The sequence below is a fragment of the Rhodococcus sp. R1101 genome, from assembly GCF_000278445.1.
In the GTDB taxonomy this organism is placed as follows: Bacteria; Actinomycetota; Actinomycetes; order Mycobacteriales; family Mycobacteriaceae; genus Rhodococcus; species Rhodococcus gordoniae.
In genome coordinates this window covers 1-19,184 of record NZ_AJVB01000034.1, presented here as the reverse complement: position 1 = coordinate 19,184, position 19,184 = coordinate 1, and the positions used below count along the sequence as shown (strand labels likewise).

At 65.7% G+C, this 19,184-nt stretch carries 17 protein-coding genes; 13 read left to right on the top strand and 4 right to left on the bottom strand.

Annotation, left to right across the window (positions count from 1 at the left end):
• Window positions 1-12 precede the first annotated feature (12 nt).
• A complete protein-coding gene (locus R1101_RS0104885) occupies window positions 13-666 on the top strand; it encodes a PIG-L deacetylase family protein (protein WP_026002888.1) in 654 nt (217 codons plus the stop codon).
• A 1-nt stretch (window position 667) separates the two neighbouring features.
• Complete coding sequence (locus tag R1101_RS0104880) at window positions 668-1,708, top strand: NAD-dependent epimerase/dehydratase family protein (RefSeq protein ID WP_016932361.1); 1,041 nt, start codon at window positions 668-670, stop codon at window positions 1,706-1,708.
• Window positions 1,709-1,724: 16 nt separating this feature from the next.
• Here R1101_RS0104880 and R1101_RS0104875 read toward each other — a convergent pair whose 3' ends face one another.
• The gene (locus R1101_RS0104875) at window positions 1,725-2,279 is read right to left on the bottom strand and encodes a dTDP-4-dehydrorhamnose 3,5-epimerase family protein (RefSeq protein WP_026002887.1); all 555 of its coding nucleotides are present in this window, start codon (window positions 2,277-2,279) and stop codon (window positions 1,725-1,727) included.
• A 62-nt stretch (window positions 2,280-2,341) separates the two neighbouring features.
• Here R1101_RS0104875 and R1101_RS25875 point away from each other — a divergent pair, with 62 nt between their 5' ends.
• The gene (locus tag R1101_RS25875; RefSeq protein ID WP_081494029.1) at window positions 2,342-3,496 is read left to right on the top strand and encodes a class I SAM-dependent methyltransferase; all 1,155 of its coding nucleotides are present in this window, start codon (window positions 2,342-2,344) and stop codon (window positions 3,494-3,496) included.
• Entirely contained in the window at window positions 3,493-4,941 is a 1,449-nt protein-coding gene (locus R1101_RS0104865) for a sugar transferase (RefSeq protein WP_016932358.1), read from the top strand. The genes R1101_RS25875 and R1101_RS0104865 overlap by 4 nt, the downstream gene beginning before the upstream one ends.
• Before the next feature lie 42 nt (window positions 4,942-4,983).
• Here the strand turns inward: R1101_RS0104865 and R1101_RS0104860 are convergent, their stop codons facing one another.
• Window positions 4,984-5,814 carry a glycosyltransferase family 2 protein gene (locus R1101_RS0104860; protein ID WP_016932357.1) on the bottom strand — a complete coding sequence of 277 codons (831 nt, stop codon included), beginning with the start codon at window positions 5,812-5,814 and terminating at the stop codon, window positions 4,984-4,986.
• Between the two features lie 237 nt (window positions 5,815-6,051).
• On the opposite strand from R1101_RS0104860, the gene R1101_RS0104855 reads away from it, so the two are divergent.
• The 7 genes from R1101_RS0104855 to R1101_RS0104825 are packed head-to-tail and all read left to right on the top strand — an operon-like array spanning window position 6,052 to window position 14,706.
• Window positions 6,052-7,113 (top strand): glycosyltransferase family 4 protein, encoded by a 1,062-nt coding sequence (locus tag R1101_RS0104855; protein WP_016932356.1) that lies wholly within the window; start codon window positions 6,052-6,054, stop codon window positions 7,111-7,113.
• Window positions 7,110-8,264 (top strand): glycosyltransferase family 4 protein, encoded by a 1,155-nt coding sequence (locus R1101_RS0104850; protein ID WP_016932355.1) that lies wholly within the window; start codon window positions 7,110-7,112, stop codon window positions 8,262-8,264. Before R1101_RS0104855 ends, R1101_RS0104850 begins: the two co-directional genes overlap by 4 nt.
• Complete coding sequence (locus R1101_RS0104845; protein WP_026002886.1) at window positions 8,261-9,553, top strand: lipopolysaccharide biosynthesis protein; 1,293 nt, start codon at window positions 8,261-8,263, stop codon at window positions 9,551-9,553. Before R1101_RS0104850 ends, R1101_RS0104845 begins: the two co-directional genes overlap by 4 nt.
• On the top strand, window positions 9,550-10,617 hold the full coding sequence (locus R1101_RS0104840; RefSeq protein ID WP_016932353.1) for a CgeB family protein: 1,068 nt from the start codon (window positions 9,550-9,552) through the stop codon (window positions 10,615-10,617). Before R1101_RS0104845 ends, R1101_RS0104840 begins: the two co-directional genes overlap by 4 nt.
• Window positions 10,614-11,978: a hypothetical protein gene (locus R1101_RS0104835; RefSeq protein WP_016932352.1), complete on the top strand. Its 1,365-nt coding sequence runs from the start codon at window positions 10,614-10,616 to the stop codon at window positions 11,976-11,978. The genes R1101_RS0104840 and R1101_RS0104835 overlap by 4 nt, the downstream gene beginning before the upstream one ends.
• A 16-nt stretch (window positions 11,979-11,994) precedes the next feature.
• A complete protein-coding gene (locus R1101_RS0104830; protein WP_016932351.1) occupies window positions 11,995-13,332 on the top strand; it encodes a Wzz/FepE/Etk N-terminal domain-containing protein in 1,338 nt (445 codons plus the stop codon).
• 21 nt (window positions 13,333-13,353) lie between these two features.
• Window positions 13,354-14,706 carry a glycosyl hydrolase family 28-related protein gene (locus tag R1101_RS0104825; RefSeq protein WP_026002885.1) on the top strand — a complete coding sequence of 451 codons (1,353 nt, stop codon included), beginning with the start codon at window positions 13,354-13,356 and terminating at the stop codon, window positions 14,704-14,706.
• Between the two features lie 18 nt (window positions 14,707-14,724).
• Here the strand turns inward: R1101_RS0104825 and R1101_RS0104820 are convergent, their stop codons facing one another.
• Window positions 14,725-15,834, bottom strand: a complete 1,110-nt coding sequence (locus R1101_RS0104820) for a glycosyltransferase (RefSeq protein WP_016932349.1) — start codon at window positions 15,832-15,834, stop codon at window positions 14,725-14,727.
• 301 nt (window positions 15,835-16,135) lie between these two features.
• On the opposite strand from R1101_RS0104820, the gene R1101_RS0104810 reads away from it, so the two are divergent.
• Entirely contained in the window at window positions 16,136-16,834 is a 699-nt protein-coding gene (locus R1101_RS0104810; RefSeq protein WP_016932347.1) for a GNAT family N-acetyltransferase, read from the top strand.
• Here R1101_RS0104810 and R1101_RS0104805 read toward each other — a convergent pair.
• Entirely contained in the window at window positions 16,776-18,131 is a 1,356-nt protein-coding gene (locus R1101_RS0104805) for a polysaccharide pyruvyl transferase family protein (RefSeq protein WP_026002884.1), read from the bottom strand. The genes R1101_RS0104810 and R1101_RS0104805 overlap by 59 nt on opposite strands.
• 255 nt (window positions 18,132-18,386) lie before the next feature.
• Here R1101_RS0104805 and R1101_RS0104800 point away from each other — a divergent pair.
• On the top strand, window positions 18,387-19,184 hold a 798-nt coding region (locus R1101_RS0104800), incomplete at its 3' end, for an aminotransferase class III-fold pyridoxal phosphate-dependent enzyme (RefSeq protein ID WP_016932345.1).

The window sequence follows — 19,184 nt, the reverse complement described above, 5'->3', positions numbered from 1 at the left end:
GGCGGTGACCCCGTGATCGAGTTGCACACGGGCGACATCCGGGAGATTGCGGTCCTGGGGGCGCATTGTGACGACATCGCGATCGGCCTCGGGGGCACGCTGCTGACCCTCGCCGCCCAGGCACCCGGTTCCGTGCGCGTTCACGCCTTCGTGCTCTCCGGCGAGGATTCGGCACGCGAGATCGAGGAGCGGCACGCACTGAAGGCGCTCTGTCCCGGAGCCGAGCTCGAGATCACCGTCCTCGACATCCCCGACGGGCGCGCACCCGGCTACTGGGAGTCGATCAAGTTTGCCCTCGAGGCCTTCCGGCACACGTGCACCCCGGACGTGGTTTTCGCACCGCACCGAGGGGATGCCCACCAGGATCATCGACTGCTTGCCGAGTTGGTTCCCACCGTGTTCCGCGACCATCTCATCCTCGGTTACGAAATCATCAAGTGGGAGAACGACACTCCTCGGCCCGCGATCTACCACGCGCTCCCCCGCAAGGTCGCGGAAGAGAAAACACGAATCCTGCTCAAGTACTACCCGTCCCAGATCGAGCACGACTGGTTCGACGAGCAGGCGTTCCTCGGCCTGTCCCGGCTTCGCGGCGTGCAGTGCCGGCGCCCACACGCCGAGGCGTTCGTGCTGGAGAAGGCCGTCGTCCATTTCGGAAAGGCGTGACATGCGCGTACTCGTCACCGGCCATCAGGGCTACCTCGGATCGGTCATGGTTCCTGTGCTCCGCTCGTACGGCCACCACGTGACCGGGCTGGACTCCGGCCTGTTCGCCGATTGCCTCCTCGGCCCCGCTCCCGACGATCCGCCCACCTTGCGCCTCGACCTGCGCGACGTCGACGTCTCTCAGCTCGCGGGTTTCGACGCGGTGATCCATCTCGCGGCGCTGTCGAACGATCCGCTCGGCTTCCTCGAACCGAGAATCACCTACGAAATCAACCATCAGGCCTCCGTTCGGCTTGCTCGGTGCGCCAAGGCAGCAGGCGTACGCCGGTTCCTCTATGCCTCGACGTGTTCGGTCTACGGTTCGGCCGGCGACGAACTTGTCGACGAGAGCGCCCCTTTGCGCCCTGTCACTCCGTATGCGGAGAGCAAAGTGCGCGTCGAAGACGACGTCGCTGCCATGGCCGACTCCGGTTTCTCCCCTGTATTCCTGCGCAATGCGACAGCATTCGGGTTCTCACCGCGCCTTCGCGCCGACATCGTCCTGAACAACCTTGTCGGATCGGCGTTCCTCACCGGCGAGGTCCGCGTCCTGTCGGACGGAACGCCATGGCGTCCCCTCGTGCACGCACAGGACATCGCTGAGGCTTTCGCCCATGCTCTCGTCGCACCCGCCGAACGGATCCACTGTTCGGCCTTCAACATCGGCAGTGAGGTCAACAACGTCACGGTCGCTCGAATCGCCCAGGCCGTGGCGGAGATCGTTCCCGGCTCCACAGTCGCCGTCACCGGCGAGAGTGGCCCGGACCCGCGGTCCTACCGCGTCGACTTCTCCAGGGTTCACCACGTCTTCGAAGGGTACGAGGCCAGGTGGACGGTACGCGACGGCGCCGCCGAGTTGTACGACGCTTATCGGAGGTACGGCCTGACCGGCGACGCATTCGCTACGCGCTTCACGCGGCTCGCCCGTCTGAATCGACTCCAGGAGATCGGTGAACTGGACTCGACGATGCGCTTCCAGCGGATCGGAGTCCCGGATGCCTGAAGTATTCGCACACGAATCACAGTGCCGCGAGAAGATCACGCCAACTTCCCGCTGCGGCATCGCGTGCGCTGAGCACGGTGAGCGGCAGCGGCCACGCGATCGCGAGATCCGGGTCGTCGTAACGCACCGCGATATCCTCTGCGGGATCGTGCTCCCGATCGATGCGATAACACACATCCGCGGTGTCCGTCAGTACTTGGAATCCGTGGAGGAACCCCGGCGGGACGAACAGGTGCGCGAACTCGACGTCATCGAGCCGGAACACCTGCTGACGACCGAACGTGGGCGAATCGCGACGAACGTCGACAAGCACGTCGTGCACGGCTCCGTGAGCGCATCGCACCAGTTTCGCTTCCCCGCGGCCGGTGCGGCCGTGCATGCCTCGCACCACCCCTCGTACGGATCGCGACTGGGAATCCTGGAGAAGATCGCACGACCGCACGCCGGTCGGCCCGACCTCCGCGTCGAAGAGCCGTGCGTCGAACGTGCGGGTGAACAGACCCCGATCGTCCCGGAAAGGTTCGGGACGGAACACTCGTACGTCACACAGGTCGGCGGTGTCGGCACGCATCAGTCGATTGTCGCGCATCGTGTCCCCGAACGATGCCCGAATCGCCTGCGCGAGGTACCGACATGACAGCCTGTCGCGGCTGCGGCGGAACGGGCCTCGAGCGAGTTCTCGATCTCGGCGTGATGCCCGCAGCAGATCATTTCCCTCCGGACCGTACCCCTGTCACCGTCGCCGAGACGTCGCACCCGTTGGCGATGGCCATGTGCAGCGACTGTGGCCTCTCCCAGCTCGTCGACGACGACACCGTCCCGGACGAACCGCGCGGTGTCGAGCCGCAGGCATTGCGCGACCAGGCCGCCGGCGCCGTCCGGAACGTCGCCGACGCCGGTTGGCTCACCGGCGGGACCGTCACCGAGTTCGGTAGTCCGCATGGCGGCACCTGGCTGCCCCTGCTCGCCGACCGGGGCTACGAGATTGTTCCCGCCGGGCAGCAAGCGTCTCTTGCGGTGGACAGCTTCGGGATCATGCACGCCCCGGACCAGAGGGCCGCCTTCCGGCAGCGCGCTGCCGCTCTCACCGCCGACGGCGTTCTGCTGCTTCAGTTCCACACGTTCACAGCGATACTCGCGCACCGGCAGTGGACTGCCCTACGGCACGGTCATTTCGCCTACTACTCGCTGACCACTGCACGGCGCCTGCTCGCGCACGCCGGCCTGCATGTGGCCGACGCGTGGACGTTCGATCTCTACGGTGGCACCGTCCTCGTCGCCGCGACCCCCACCGTGCCCCGGACACTGCCGCTCTCGGTACGACAGATTCTGGCTCACGAGAGGGAGGTCGGCATCACCGACCCCACCGCCGCGCGTGCACTGCAGGATACGGCTGACGGCCAGTCCGTCGCGCTGAGAACATTGCTCACAACGATGAATCGTCGTGGATGCAGCGTGTACGCCTACGGTGCCGCATCCCGAGCAGTCTCATTGTTCGCCCGCGCTCGCCTGAACCGGCGTCTCGTCGCGGGCGTCGCGGACGCGTCTCCCGCAAAGCAAGGGCGACGCATGCCGGGTACCGATATTCCGATCATTTCACCGGAACAGCTTCTGCGTCGTCGACCCGATCATGTGCTTCTGACTCTGCCCGACCTGCTGATCGAGGTGCAGGAACACTATCCGGAACTGGAAGGTCGATGGAGCACGCTCGGCGATCTGATGGCGACGAGCGCCCTTCCCCCCTCGGGACCTGCACGGATGAGCATCGGATTGGGGAGACCGTCGTGACCACCAACACGCGTCGTGCCCGACAGGTCGCGCCTCTCCGGCCCTCACCGGTCTTCGACGAGGCCGCCCTCCCGACTTCCCGGTCGTCTGCTCCGACACCACATCCCCAGCGCCATCTCGGCTCACGGATTCGGGCGCACATCACTTTGTCCACACCGATCTCGGATCTCGCCGTCCTTTCGGGGGCGCTTGCGCTCACCGGTGCCGACAGGCCACTGCCCACCGCGACGACCCTCGTCGTGCTCATGGCGATGATGGGAGCCTATCGCTCCCACCTGACCCTTTCGGTGCTCGACGATCTGCCCCGGATACTCGCCGCAGTCACCTTGGCCGGGGTGATCACAGCACTCATCTTCCAGCCATATGGTTCGTCCTTCGGAGCCGTCAGGCTGACTGCGCTCGCGTTCACCGCGGCGACGGTGTCCCGAATCGGCGCGTACGCGATGGAACGGCACGTACGACGCAATTCACGACGACGTCGACGGACAGTGATCGTGGGGGGTGGCGACATCGCCGGGATGCTGGCGGAGGAGATAGCCGGCGAACCGGCCTGCGGTCTCGAGCTGGTCGGTCTGCTCGACGACGACCCCAGGCCCGACACCGTGCGCCGGGTCGACGTGCCGGTCCTGCCGTTGAGCGGAAGGCTACGAGAGTTTCTCAGCGCCAACAGGATCGAAACGGCCATTCTCGCCTTCTCGTTCACTCGCGACTGCGATATGTTGAAGATCGTCCGCAAGTGCGACCGTCTCGATTGCGAGATATACCTCGTCCCCCGGCTGTGGGAGATCACGGCGGTGAGCGGCGACATGGAACGCATCGGGGCGATGCCCCTCATGCGGGTGCGCCGGGCGGCTCACCGTTCCCTCAGGTGGAAGATCAAACTGTGGACGAGTCGGGTCTTCAGCGCCGTCATCCTGGTAGCACTGACACCACTGCTGGCACTCACCGCGATGGCGGTGTGGTTCTCGGATCGGTCGGCTCCGATACTGTTTCGACAACGACGAGTGGGCTTGGACGGACGAGAGTTCGACCTGTTGAAGTTCCGCACGCTGAAACCGTTGGACGAGAACGAATCCGCAACGAACTGGTGTATCGCACAGGATGCCCGGCTCGGTCGCCTCGGCAAGATCTTGCGCGCCACGTCGTTCGACGAACTACCACAGCTGTGGAACATCGTCCGCGGTGACATGACCCTTGTCGGACCGAGACCGGAGCGACCGCACTTCGTTCACCGGTTCGGTGAGACTATTCCGAACTATTCTGCACGACATCGTGTTCCGTCCGGCCTGACCGGATGGGCGGCAGTGAACGGGCTACGCGGCGACACCTCGATCGCTGCTCGCGCCCGCTACGACAATTTCTACATAGAGAACTGGGGATTGTGGTTCGACATCAAGATCCTGTTGCGCACCGTGTCCGCGGTGATCACGATGAAGGGGCGATGATGCACACAGCCGGTTCAGCGCACCGTACCGGTCGGCGAGTGGTCAGCCACGCAGCGCCGCGAGCAGCCCGCGGGACCGTACCGACACACGTTCCAGCGCTGCACGCGCCAGACGAGCGTCGCCGGCGATCACGTCTCCAAAGGAAACCAAGTCCGGGTAATCCCTCGCGATTCGGTGGTGGAAGCGCATCATGTCCGTCAACTTGCTGAACGACGACGTTCGACTGCACAGGTTGAACGTCGAGTCCCGCCATGCGGCCACCCGTTCCGGCATACCGAAGAACATTCCGAATGTCGCAACGCGAGCGAACAGGTCCACGTCCATGGGGAACACCAGGTCGCCACGGAAGCCCCCTACCCGGTCGAAGTGCTCACGACGGAATATCGCGGCCGCCGTGGGACCGAAGTCGGCCGGTCCGCGCCGCACGATTGTGCCGATCAGGGCGCGAGGCGTGTGCAGGCCCTCCAGTCCCGGTATGCCCAAGCCGCTCTCCCGGATCTCGCCGGCCTCGTCGATGACATCGAACCGGGCCGACGTGAGGGCGATCGTGGGGTCGGCCATCACCTTCTCCTGCGCCTCGATCGATCCCGGACGGAGCACATCGTCGGCACACACGATCTTCACGAGCTCGCCGGCGGACAGGGCGACCGCCTTGTTCCAGTTGTCACCGATCGACAGCACCTCGTCGTTACGGACCACTCGGAGGCGCGGGTCGTCGAAGGAACGTGCGATATCTGCGGTACCGTCCCGTGTCGCATTGTCGAGCACGAGGACGTCGAGGTCGGCATCCTGCTCGAGGATCGAATGCAGAGTCGCCTCGAGCGTCCGGGCAGCGTTGTACGCCGGGACACAGATCGAGATCGTGGCGGACATGAGAACCCTCCGTGACGTTCGAGTTCCGTCGCCGGAGGGGTTCCACCACCCGGACGACCGATCGCGGGAAGTACCGACTCGAGCCTGTGTGGGAGAGTACCCGCATTTCGGCAGGGACCGCAGCGCATCCTCACGGGGTCGGCCGCTGGACGAGAACGCCGGCACGGAGCGGTCGACGTCGGCGGTCGGGCCGTGACTTCCCCCGCCTGCGGTCCCGCCGACGCGCTCCGTGTCCATATGACCGGATCCGAGTGGTTCACTGCGGTTCCGGGCGGATTGAACCGGTATTTCACCGATCTCTACCGAACCCTGCGCCGGCGTCCGGACGTCGACGTCTCGGCGGCTGCCTTCGGCAACCCCGAACTCGATGGGCACAGCTGGGGACCCATCGGCGGATCCACCCTTCGTCGTGCCTGGACCGCCTTCCGGGACCACACCGTGTTGCCACGGGAGGCGATCATCGATCGCCACTTCGGCCTCTACGGTCGCCCCGCTCGCGGTCGCCAGGGCCGACATCCACTCGTGGTGCATTTTCACGGCCCTTGGGCAGCCGAGAGCCTGATGGCAGGTTCGGGGAGGACAGCCGCATACTCGAAGTACCTGATCGAGCGGATCCGATACGCGGACGCGGACCGATATGTTGTGCTGTCGAAACACTTTCGGGATGTGCTCACGCATTCCTATCGTGTTCCGGGAGAACGCATCCGGATCGTTCCCCCCGGAGTCGATCTCGATCGTTTCCGAACTTCGGAGGTTCCCGCCTCGTCGGGTGCTGTGCTGTGCGTTCGGCGTCTCGAACGGCGAATGGGTGTGCACCTCCTGCTCCGTGCCTGGCCTGACGTCCTTGCTGCGCATCCCGACGCGCGGCTCGTGATCGTCGGCACCGGCAGCGAGGAAGCGGCGCTGCGCGCGCAAGCCGCCGGCTCCGGAGTGGGCAGTTCCGTCACCTTCGAAGGTCACGTCGACGACGTCCGGTTGAGCCTCCTGTACGAAGAGGCGGCGGTGACGGTCGTCCCTTCGGTAGCACTCGAGGGTTTCGGGCTGATCGCGCTCGAATCGCTGGCGGCCGGTCGCGTGCCGGTCGTCACGGACTGTGGCGGACTACCCGACGCAGTGCAGGGACTCGATCCGTCACTGATCGTTCCCGCCGGGGATCCCGAAGCGCTGGCAGACCGGGTCGCAGCGGCTCTCTCGGGGCGGGCGCCGGGGCGGCGGCAGTGCCGTGCGCACGCAGAGACGTTCTCGTGGGGTACGGCGGCAGAACGACACGTCGCGTTGTACAAGGAGCTGACGTCGTGACCAAGATCCTTTTCGTCACCCACACGGCCGCTCCGTCCGGCGCGGAGATCGCCACGGCCCGACTGGCACTCGCGTTGCGGGATCTCGGCATCGACGTCGCCGTAGCGTACGCGCAGGACGGTCCGATGGCCCAGCGGATGCGCGCGGACGGATTCGACACTCGGATCCTGTCCTGCACGTTCGACAGCAGGACGATGACGATCACCGACCCCCGCCTCACCCGATTGTTCGCGGGGGCGTTCCGCTTGGTCCGAGTCGGCTGGGATCTCGGTAACGTCGCTACGAACACCGGGGCCACGGTGCTCATCGCCGAGAGCTCCAAGGCCTTGATCATGGGGGCCGTGGCATCGTGGCGGGCGAAGCTCCCCCTCGTCTGGCACGTGCACGACCGGGTCTCCACGGAATACTTCGGGCGCGTACTCGCTCCGATCGTACGCATTCTGGGACGGGTCCTCAGCCGGGGCTACATCGCCAACAGCAGATCCACGATGTCGTCGCTCTTCCCCCGCCGGCGCGCCCTCGTGGCATATCCCGGAGTCAACCTCACACCGACCACTCCTCATCCGGAACAACACGATCCGGCGGGGACGATCGTCACGGTTGTCGGACGACTCACGCCGTGGAAGGGCCAGGACGTATTCCTGCGGGCCGCGGCGGATACGACGGTGCGGCCCTCGCGCATCTATCTCGTCGGCGGTACCTTCTTCGGTGAAGAGTCCTATCGCGAGCATCTCGAACGACTTTCCGCAGAGCTCGATCTTCCGGTGACCTTCACGGGCCACGTCGAAGACCCCGAAGAATACATGCGACGCGCCGATATCCTCGTGCACTGCTCGGTCCTTGCCGAACCGTTCGGTCAGGTCGTCGTGGAGGGCATGCGGGCCGGATGCGCGGTGATCGCTTCCCGGCCGGGCGGCCCTGCCGAGATCGTCGAGTCGGGCGTGAACGGACTGCTCGTGGACGCCGGCAACCGTCGCGCACTCACCGCGGCGTTGGACACGCTCATTCGTGACCGCGAACTTCGCTGCCGCCTCGCTGCTGCAGGCCGGCAGCGGGCCGGATGCTTCGACATCACCGAGTCCGCGCGGGCGGTCGCACGTTTCCTGGGTACGGTCGGTGCGCCCTCCCGCGAGGAGGTGAGCACCTCATGAGCGAAGAACGCCGAATGACGCGTGCTGTCACTCTCGTACGGGACATCGGATTCGTCAGCTTCGGTAAGTACGGCCAGTATCTCGTCACGGCCGTGACCCTGCCCTTGATCGCCCGCGTCCTCGGTCCCGAAGGTCTGGGGCTGCTGGCGATCGGGATGTCGGCCTACTTCATCGGATCACTGCTCGTCGATCTGGGAATCACTCAATTCCTGGCAGCGAAGGTTCCCACCAGCGATGTCAATCAGATCCGCGGCGACTACCTCGCCATCCGTGTGACGGTGCTCGTCACCCTGGGCGCCGCACTCCTCGCCGGATCGACGGTCGAAGTCGATCCTCACATCCACATGATCCTGCTCGGTCTGTTCGCGGGCGGCTTCTGGTCGATCTCCGAGGACTGGATCCTCATCGGACAGGGACGATTCGTGGCCTCCACGCTCTACCAGGGGGTCGGCCGACTCGCCTATCTTGCCTTGTTGTTGCTGGTATTGCCTCGTTATCCGAGCGCATCCGTCGCCATGCTGTGCATGCTCACATCGTCGATCCTCACCGTCGCGCTCACCTGGCGGGATTCGCTCCGCAAGTACGGGCGTCCGGCCCGGCCGTGCCGGGTCGTGCCCACCGTGCGCATGGCCGCCCCCGTATTCACGTCTCGCCTCCTGGTGGTCAGTTACGGTCAGGGAGCTGCAGCCATCTACTCCTCCGTGCTCGACGCCGCGTCCCTGGGTTTGTATTCGGCCGGTGACCGACTCGTGCGCGCTGTGCAGTCCATGCTCGATCCGATCGGCTTCGCTCTGCTGCCACGGATGGCGCGCAGCAGTGACGACGAGCGATTCTGGCGGCGCGCAGGCCTCGCCATGCTTGTCTGCGTGGGCATCGCTGTCGTCGCGACCGCGGCGCTGTGGGTCGCCGCGCCGCTCATCGTGCGGCTCGTGTTCGGAAGCGAATTCGTTCATGCCGTCCCACTCCTGCGCGTAGAGGCGCTCATACTGCCCGCCACGGCTCTGAGTTCGCTCGTCACCACAGCTGTCCTGCCGGTACGCGAAGACACCTCCGGTGTACTGATCGGCTCCATCGTCGGCACCTGTGTCGCTGCTCTTGCGCTCTACGTGGCGTTCCGGACCCACTCGGTGTGGGCGCTCGTCTACGGCACTGTGGCATGCGAGTTCAGCGTTGCGTTGTGGTACCTCCTCCGGACCAGGCATCTCGTGCTGCAGGAGCGGCGTACCCGGCCCTCCGGCGAGAACGTCGACGAGATCGGCATCCCCACCTGCAGGGGAGAGAAACGATGAGGATCCTCTTCGTCGGCGACGACTGGGTGGGTAGCAACGCCCGCTCGCTGGCCGACGGATTCCGTCAGGCGGGGCACGACGTGGTCGTCGTGGACACCACTGCCGTGACCCTACCCACCCGATTCTCGCCACCGTGGTTCTACTCGAAGGTGCGCCGGCAACGCGCTCCGTGGGACCTCGGGTCCGTACATCGCCGGATCGAGTCGGTTGCTAACGCCCTGTCTCCCGATGTGCTGTTCTGTTTCCGGACAGTGCATCTCGACCAGATCCGATTGCTCGATACACCTGCCCGTCTGCACGTGCACTACAGCCCCGACGACGCGTCGAACCCGTACAACACGACGCCGGATTATCTTCGGCACGAACACGAGTGGGATCTCGTGGTGACCACCAAACGGCACAACGTCCCGGAACTCACCACCCGAGGAGCCGCCGTGAAATTCGTATTGAGCGCCTACGATCCTGCCTGGCACCGCCTTTCGGCACGTCGGGACCCACAGCGGTACCTACTCGGTTTCGTCGGCAACTGCCGTCCCGATCGCCGTTCCGCCGTTCTCGCCCTGGCCGGACGTTACGGAGAGAGGATGCTCGTCCATGGCCCCGGTTGGAGACGCGTGCCCGAATTGCGTCACACCCACGCCATGGTGCGTGGCCCGGTGTACGGGGAACATTTCTCCACCGCGATCGCATCGGTGACAGCGAATCTGGTTCTCCTCAACTCCGACAATCGGGATACACACACCTGCCGCACCTTCGAGGTGCCGGCCGCGGGCGGATTGTTCGTCGGGCAACGCACCGACGAGCATGCCGCCCTTCTCACAGAGGGCCGGGAATGTCTGCTGTTCTCCGCGGTGGACGAGCTGCACGAGATCCTCCGATGGTGCGATCGTCGTCCTGAGCGTGCGCGAGCCGTCGCCGAGGCCGGACACCGCCGCATCGTGACCGGCAACCATCGGTACGTCGACCGCGCACGCGAGATCGTCGCCGCACTCGAGGGCAGGGACGCGCAGGGATCGTCGACGCCGGGCGCGGTCGGATCCGGGACGGGGAAGGATACGTCGTGAACTCTCCCGACATCCAGCTCGTCCTGGTGAGCACGGCTCTGATCACGATCGTCGTAGCGGCCGCCTTCATCCCCGGCGTCGCGAGGGTGTTCTTGATCGCGCAGGCCGTATATTGGGCCCTGTCCTACGTCGCACGCCCTCTGGTGCTGTTGACAGTGCAGCCGCAACCGCGATACGCGGACAACATCGCCGATCCGCGCCTCGCTGCGATCGGCTACGACCGCGGCGTCTCGGAAGTTCTGCAGCCGGTGGCATTCGGCCTGTGGGTATACGCCGGTGCCGTAGTGGCCTATGCGATCTGGACTCACCGCCGCCCCCGGACCACTCCCTCTCGGGAATCCACCGGCGACTTCGTTCCCACTCTTGCCACCGTGTACGCGGTAGGCCTCCTCGGGCGCGCTGTCATGTACCTCACGGGATCGACCGGTCAAGCCGGAGACGTTCAGAGCGCCGATCCTGTTCTCGGCTTCGTCGCACAACTCGCCACGGTCGGCGCGATCGGGCTGATCATCTTCATCCGGCCCACGGACCGAAGAACGACATTCGTCCTGCTCGCTGCGCTGCTCACGATCGAGTTGCTGTGGACGGTGGCAGTCGAGTCGAAGACACCCGTCATGAGTGCCGCCATGGCCGTGGCCGTCAGGTTCGCCTTACACGGCTGGTCCCGTCTGCGAGTCGTGGGCATCGTCCTGATCTCGGCTGTGGGTATCGGCGCGTTCGGATGGCTGCAGTCGATCAAACAACCCGACTACGTACGAGCAGAGGCGTTGCCCCGGGATTCGGCCTATCCTCCGTCGGTACAGCCGTATCTGAGCATCCTGCGGAGATTCGATCTGCTCGAAGCTGCTACGGACAGTTATTACATGGTCATGCGTCCGTGGATGACTCCTCTGGAAGTCGCCCAGCACGGTCTCCAGAGCTTGATTCCCGCACAGCTCCTCGGCGCCGAGAAGCTACGATCCGGGACCGCCTGGGCCGTCGAGGTGCGGGGGTCGTCCATGGACATGAGCCGGATCTCGGTTTCCCTCGCCGATGGAAACATCAACGAGGGATTCGTCATCGCCGGATACCCGGGTGTCGCCGTCGGTGTGCTGTTCACCCTCGGGTTGCTCCTGCTCGGCGTGCGGGCGTTGCAGGCCCGACACATCGTCGTGGTGGCCCTGGGACTGGCGATTACGGCATCCCCGATCCTTTTCGAACGGGGATTCCTCGGCAGTATGGAGGTGATCGGCAAATCCCTCCAGCTCGTCGTGCTGGTCTGGCTCGTCGACATGACCGTTCGCGAATACCGCAAACGCACCACCTCCACGGCAGCCACAGCTCCGTCAACACACACGTCCAGCGCAGTCGTCGGGGAATGAGAAGAGGGGTGCAACCATGGCATTGAGTGACTACTTGGGAATCGTGCGCCGCAGGTGGCACATCATTCTCGCGACGGCCCTCGCCTGCGCGGCCCTTGCCTGGGCATACACGTCCACAATCCCGACCGTCTACGTGTCGACGACCCGCATGTATGTATCGATGGCGACCGGCACATCGGTCAACGACTCCTATCAGGGCGGCCTCGCAGCGCAACAGCGCATCACGTCGTATCCGTATGTCGCGACGGGGGCCACCGTCGCCGAGCGAGTCGTCGATCGGCTCGGCTCGACCATCTCACCGAGCGAACTGCAGGGCAAGGTGTCGGCGACGTTCCCGCCGGCCACCACCCTGCTCGAGATCTCGGTGACCGACTCCACTCCCGAAACGGCACGTCAACTTTCCCGTGCCGTTTCGGACGAATTCGCGCAGCTCGTCGCAGAGATGGAAACGACCGTGGTCGGTGCGGCGCCGGCCGCCCGCGTGTCTGTCGTCGATCCGGCCACGTTGCCCACCGAACCCATCGGCCCGAACGCGAAACGCAATCTCGCACTCGGCATCATCGCCGGACTCGGCCTCGGCTTCCTGCTCGCCTTCTTCCGGGACAAGCTCGATCCGACGGTCCGCACCCCGGATCAGCTCGCCCGTTCCGCGGGCGTGCCGGTCCTGGGTACGATCTCATCTCACAGCATCGACGCGACGAGAGATGTGGGGCGGCTGCGCGCACATATCACCGCAGCACGCCAGGGCCGGGATCGGCTGGTGGTCATGTTCACGAGTTTCACCGAGGAGTCCGACCCGCGCGTCGCCGCGCGGCTCGCCAAGGCATTGGCGGACACGGGCGCTCGGGTCGCTCTGATCGATGCCGACACATCCGGCGAGGGCGTCACTCGACTTCTCGATATGCAGTCGGTACCCGGAGTCGCCGAATGGCTGCGGGACGAGTACCCGCCACTGACCGAATTTCCCGTCTGGTCGGAGTCGGGGGTTTCGGTCGTCCCACTCGGCGCCGCCGACGAGCGCACGTCGGACCTGCTGACATCGGATCGGTTCGCCGGCCTTCTCTCGGTGCTGGAGGATCGCTTCGACTACATTCTCGTGGTCGCCGCTCCGGTGCTCACGGACTCTGCCGCGCTCGATATCTCGACGCATTGCGACGCATCGATCGCCGTGGTTCGACTCGGCACCACGAAAGCGCCCCGGCTGCAAGCCGCTGCGGATGTCTTCGGCGCGTCCGGAGCAAGACTCCTCGGGGCCGTTACGACCGACACGGCACGTACTCGCCGATCCGTTCGAGCCAGAAAGCGCCGGAGTTCCCGATCGGCAGCGGATCTCGGACTCGCGTATTCCCCCTAGCGTCCCTCCGGGTGGACGAGAATGGCCGATATGGTGTTCAACCGGCGAAAAATGCTCGCCGCATCGTTCGGCGCCGCGGCAGCACTTCCCCTGGCCTGCTCGCCGCGGGCACCGGTCCCCGATGTCGAACGGGAGGTTCCCGAGGTGTCGAGCGTGTCGCAGCGACGCAACGTCCGTGACTTCGGTGCTGTGGGTGACGGTACGGCCGACGACACCGAAGCAATCGCCCGTGCGGCCTCCGCGGGTGACGGGCCCGCTGTCCTGTACCTCCCGGCCGGCTACTACCGCGTCACCGCCTGGCCCGATCTGCCGGACTTCTCCACGGTGACGGGGGACGGCGGCGACGTCACCATCGTGTTCTACGAAGGGGACGGACCGCTGATCTCGCTTCGTGATCGGCACCGTGTCCGCTTCGCACGTCTCGGTGTCTATCTGACGGGTCCGGAAGCCGTCGCCGTGTCACTGTCCGGTTCGTTCCGGTGTTCGTTCGATTCGGTGGTCCTGCGAGGAAGCCATCTCAGTGAGAACTTCCCGCTCTACCGCGCCCAGCAGGGCGTGGTCCTGGAAGGGAACACGGGCGGAACCACCTTCGTCGATTGCGACATCAACAATTTCGGAATCGGGATGGTCACCTCGTGCATCCAGAACTATCTGACGGCCTCGAAACTGACGAACAATTACACCGGGGTCCTGGGCACCGGAAACGATCACAACGCCGGGTTGTCCCTGACCGATGTCGAATTCGTGTCCGACAACGATCCGAGGACGACCGACCGGCACATCCGCATCGACGGTGCCGCCAACAACTGGTGGCTGACCAACGTGTGGTTCGAAGGGGCGGACACCGCTCTGTCCGTCGGTGAACGCGGCCGCGGCGGACCCTCCCAACTGGGCTTGGTCAACTGCAAGATCGCCGCCCGGAGCGTGTGTCTGGATCTGATCTACTGCCGCCAGCCCTATCTCGCCAACGTGCGCTTCGATCCGGACACCGAGGTGTTTCCGACCGAACTGCGCATCGACCCGGAAGGATGCCCGGAAGGCACCGCGGTCAATCTCGTTTCGAGCGCGTCCACCGACATCGACCTCGCCACCTTCCCCGAGGATTGGAACGTCGTCGGGCGCGGCGTCCTCTCGGGTGGGACCTTCGTAGGGCCCGTGGTTACCCGAGCGGTCGACGACCGAGATCTGTTGCGAGCCGAGAACAGCGACGGCGAAACGCTGTCCGCGATCCTCGCCGACGGATCGTGGCTGTCGGATCGGCCCGGGTCGGGCCCGATCCTCCGGGATGACGACGGACGGTACTGGCGATTGCGGGTCACCACGAAGGGCACGGTGGAAACGGAACCACTCGGTGATCGGCGCCCCGCCGGATGACACCTCCGGTCGATCGTGTCATCTCGTCACCTGGTCGACGACATCTCGCATCCGTTCCCGGAACACCCGCCGGGAGAAGGTCTCCGCCTGGGATCGTATCCTTCCTGGATCGTAGTTCCTCCCGTCGAAATCCCTCATCGCGGTGGCGAAGTTGTCGACCAGTTCCGCATCGGTGCCGCCGGACACGTGCAGCCCGGTCGATCCGGGCAGAACGGTGTCGAGAGCTCCGCCCGCGCCCAGGGCGATCACCGCTGTGCCGCAGGCCATCGCCTCGACAGGCACGATCCCGAAGTCCTCGAGACCGGGCATCACCACTGCACGACAGCGTCGGTACATGTCGACCAACTGCCTGTGCGGAACGCGTCCGAGAAAGGTCACCGTCTCCCCTGCGATCTTCCGGCAGTGCTCCGTACTGCGACCGTCACCCACGACCACGAGACGCACCCCCGCAGTGTTCGCCGCCCGAATCGCCAGGTCCGGCCGCTTGTACGGAACGAGGCGTCCCGCGAGCAGGAAGAAGTCCTCCCGCGGCACACCGCTGTCGGGGGTGAATGCTTCGGTGTCGACCGGTGGATGGACGACCACGGAGTCGCGGTGCCACCACCGGCGGATGCGGTCGGCGACGGTGGTGGAGTTCGCCACGATACGAGACAGCCGGGGCGCGGCAGCAAGTTCGGCACGCCGCGCGGATACGGCGAGCAACCCGAGTGCGACCCCTCCCGGACGACCACCGCCCTCGCCCTCACGCAACGATGCGTCCCATGCCCACCGTGCCGGACTGTGCACATATGCGATCGTCGGTGCCGTCGTGGCGAAGACCGCCTGGCTTGCGAAGGCATGGTGGCTGATGACGACGATATCGGCGCGGTCGAGCTTCATGCTTCGAAAGCTTCTCGCCATCAAGGGAAGAAGAGGGGCGTACGAACGTTCCCCCGACAGGTGGTAGAGCCCGTCGAGCCACGTCGTGTCGATCCGTGTGCGCAGCCGGGACGGGATACCGGACGGTCGGGCGATCGGGGCGTGGACCCTCGCCTGCGGCCACTGCACCGCCAGTTGTTCGACGACCTGCTCCGAGCCTGCGATCTCGGTGAACCGTTCGTGGACCAGGGCGACGCGACGCGCGCTCACGGCACTCGACGGTGGGTATCGGGCGGCGGTGGAATGTCGCTGTCGGGCCGGATCATGTGTCGCCTCTTTCGATTCGGTCCCCGTCCCTTGTACGGACGCTATCACCGGAGGACGCGCCCGGACGGATGTTCGGACCGTCGTGCGGCGTTCGTCCCGTTCGGTCCGGTTCCCGTCCGGCCGATTCGGTCGTTCCGACCGAATCCTTCCCGTCCCGGCGAGTACGCTGGATCCACACCCTCCACCGCCGGTGGTCGCCGTTTCATTGTCCGCCCCGTCGGAGTCGCCCAGCAGAGGTGAACGCATGAAGCGTCCCAGACCGTTCGTGGTGCTCACCACGGCGGGAAGACTGTATACCCGCCCCCTGCGCCACCGGCTCCGGTGCAAGCAGGGTTACAGCCTGTGTGTGCGACTGGGTCCCGTCGAGGTGTCCGGGCATCGCCTCGTCCTCCGGTCACCACGTCTGTCGGACTGGTCTCGCTGGCAAGCACTCCGGATCCGCGACCAGCGGTTCATCGAACCGTTCTGGACCTCGTCCTCGCTTCCCTGGGAGGAACGCCACAGCGAGCAGGCATGGGTCGACGAGTACCTGCACGCCCGCAGCGAGGCCCGGGCAGGACGTGCCCTGCCCTTGGTCATCGAGGTGGACGGCCTGTTCGCCGGACAGTTCAATCTCGAACATATCGACCGGTGGGCGGGTCTGGCAGAGGCGGGGATATGGATCGATTCGACCCTCGCCGGCAAGGGTGTCGCCCTGGCCGCCGCCCGGATGCTCGCCGACTACGGGTTCGGTCCCCTCGGGCTGCACCGCATCACCGCACCCGTGTGCGTGGGAAACGTTCCTGCGGCGCACTGTGCCGAGCAGACCGGGATGCGCCGGGAGGGCACCATGGTCGGCTATCTCGATGTGGGCGGCTCCCGGAAGGATCACCACCTCTGGGCCATCACCGCGGAGATGTGGGCGGCGGAGAAGGATCGGCTTGCGGATCGCGCCGCGCGCTGACCGGCAGCTCCACGAGGTCGCCGATGCGGTCGAAGACCGCCCGGCTCGCGCGGATCTGCCGCTCCGCGCGCGTGAGCAGCTCAATACGCATGTCCGGCGCGTCGGCCCAGACCTTTCCGATCACCGCACGGAGACGGTCCGGCATTCCGTCCTCGTCCAGCCGGACGGTCTCGATTCCGGTACCGAACATGGAGCCCAATCCGGCGAACTTGTCGTCGTAGTAACGCGACGTCGAGAGCCCTACGACCGAGATCCCTTGCGACAGCGCGAAGACCGCCACGTGGTAGGCACCGGTGACGATCATTCGGCACCGCCCCACCCGGTGCGAGAGTGCCGGTGCGCCGGCGAACCGGCCGAGCGGCGGGATCGTCCCCGAATACTCGGCGAGCAGTGGCATCGTCGACCTTCGGTCCTCTGCGTCGTGTTCGGACACGATCAGCGGGACGAGGTGGGCGGCATGGGCAGCGGCCTTCTCGCGCACCGCACGTCCCACCGCGTCGCTGATCGCGGCACCGACCGGGGAATACTCGGCCACTCGCAGACATACGCCGAGATCCGTACCGAGTTCCGCTCGCCGCGTGGAGTAACCGAGTTCCACCGCGTCGTCCCCCGTCACCACTACGCGGTCCGCAGGGACACCCAGGGAGTGCAGCAGTTCCGGTCCGCGCAGGTCTTCGCGGAGCCCGATCAGATCCACTCGCGGCAGAACCTGCGCGGCCCGCTCGAGCAGGTCGGGCGCGGTGAGCGGACCGAACCCCTGTCCCGTCATCGCGGTGGGAATTCCCAGATCTGCGGCCCGCTCGAGCAATGTCAGGGTCCGTTCCGTCTGGAACCGGTCGATGTCGGTCATGTATCCGCCTCCGATCGCAACCACCACGGAGGCGGTGGCCACTGCATCCGGCACCGTCCGGTCTTCGTCCGCTGTTCCCCTCACACGCCGCACCCGCCGGGTGATTCGGCCGGGCACAGCGACCGCAGCGTCCCAAGCATTCATCGGAGCACCCGCGATCCCTGGGCCCAGCAGGCTTGCCGGACCCGGCCGTCGGCGCCGGCGCGGCCAACTTCCACCCCGTTGGTAACAGATCGCATCGACACGCGGTTCATAGGCTCGCAGCAACGCGGGCGCCGAGGTCAGCACCCCGATTCGGGCGTGCGGCCATCGCTCGGCGAACCGCCGTACGGTCTCGTCGAGAATTGCAAGGTCGCCCTTGTTGTTGAGCCAGTACTCCCCGTTCTCGAGGAGAACGCGAACCTCGCACGAAGCACCACCGGTCGGAGAGAGGACGCGATTCGTCATGTCGGCACCTTCGGGCACTCGCGAACTTCGAACGGTCGGAGAAATATCTGACTGTCGGACCGAATTGTCCGGTCCGACAAGGCCGGACGATCCGTACCGAACAATACCCGATTCTGCGAGCGCCCGTCTTCCACGGGCCACGAGCGGAGCGATACGGGGACAGGAAACGTCGAATTCACTCGTTCCCCACGAGGTTCGACAGTGCTGATGAAACAATCGGATTCTCGACGATTCTCCGAGCGATGGAGTTCGCTCATGACACACCCGCCCGACCACCGTGATCGGCCCTTCGCTCGGTCTGCCGAGCTGCAGGCACGCCTCCACGAGCTCGTTCCCGGTGGCGCTCACACCTACGCCCGCGGATCCGATCAGTACCCCGAGTTCATCACCCCCGTGCTCGAACGAGGAGCAGGTGCCCGAGTATGGGATGCCGACGGCAACGACTACGTCGAGTACGGCATGGGACTACGCTCGGTCACTCTGGGGCACGGTTATCGACCCGTCGTCGATGCCGTCACCGCCGCCGTGACGAACGGGACCAACTTCACTCGGCCGACGACCCTCGAACTCGCCGCCGCCGAGGACTTCCTCGCCCTCGTACCCGCCGCAGACATGGTGAAGTTCGCGAAGAACGGGTCCGATGCGACCACTGCCGCGGTACGACTGGCACGCGCGGTCACCGGTCGTCGGCACGTCGTGGCATGCGATCAACCCTTCTTCTCGGTCGACGACTGGTTCATCGGAACGACGGCCATGAAGTCCGGGATCCCGGACGACACCTGTGAACACACACGTCGGTTCCGGTACAACGACCTCGGCTCTCTCGAGCGGGCATTGTCGGCACAGCCGGCGGCCTGCGTGATCCTCGAGGCCGCGACGGCCCTCGCCGAACCGGCTCCCGGCTTTCTCGAAGGTGTACGCCGACTGTGCGATCACCACGGTGCGCTGCTGATCTTCGACGAGATGATCACGGGCTTCCGCTGGTCCGAACACGGAGCACAGGGCGTGTACGGCATCCGCCCGGACCTGTCGTGCTGGGGCAAGGCCATGGGG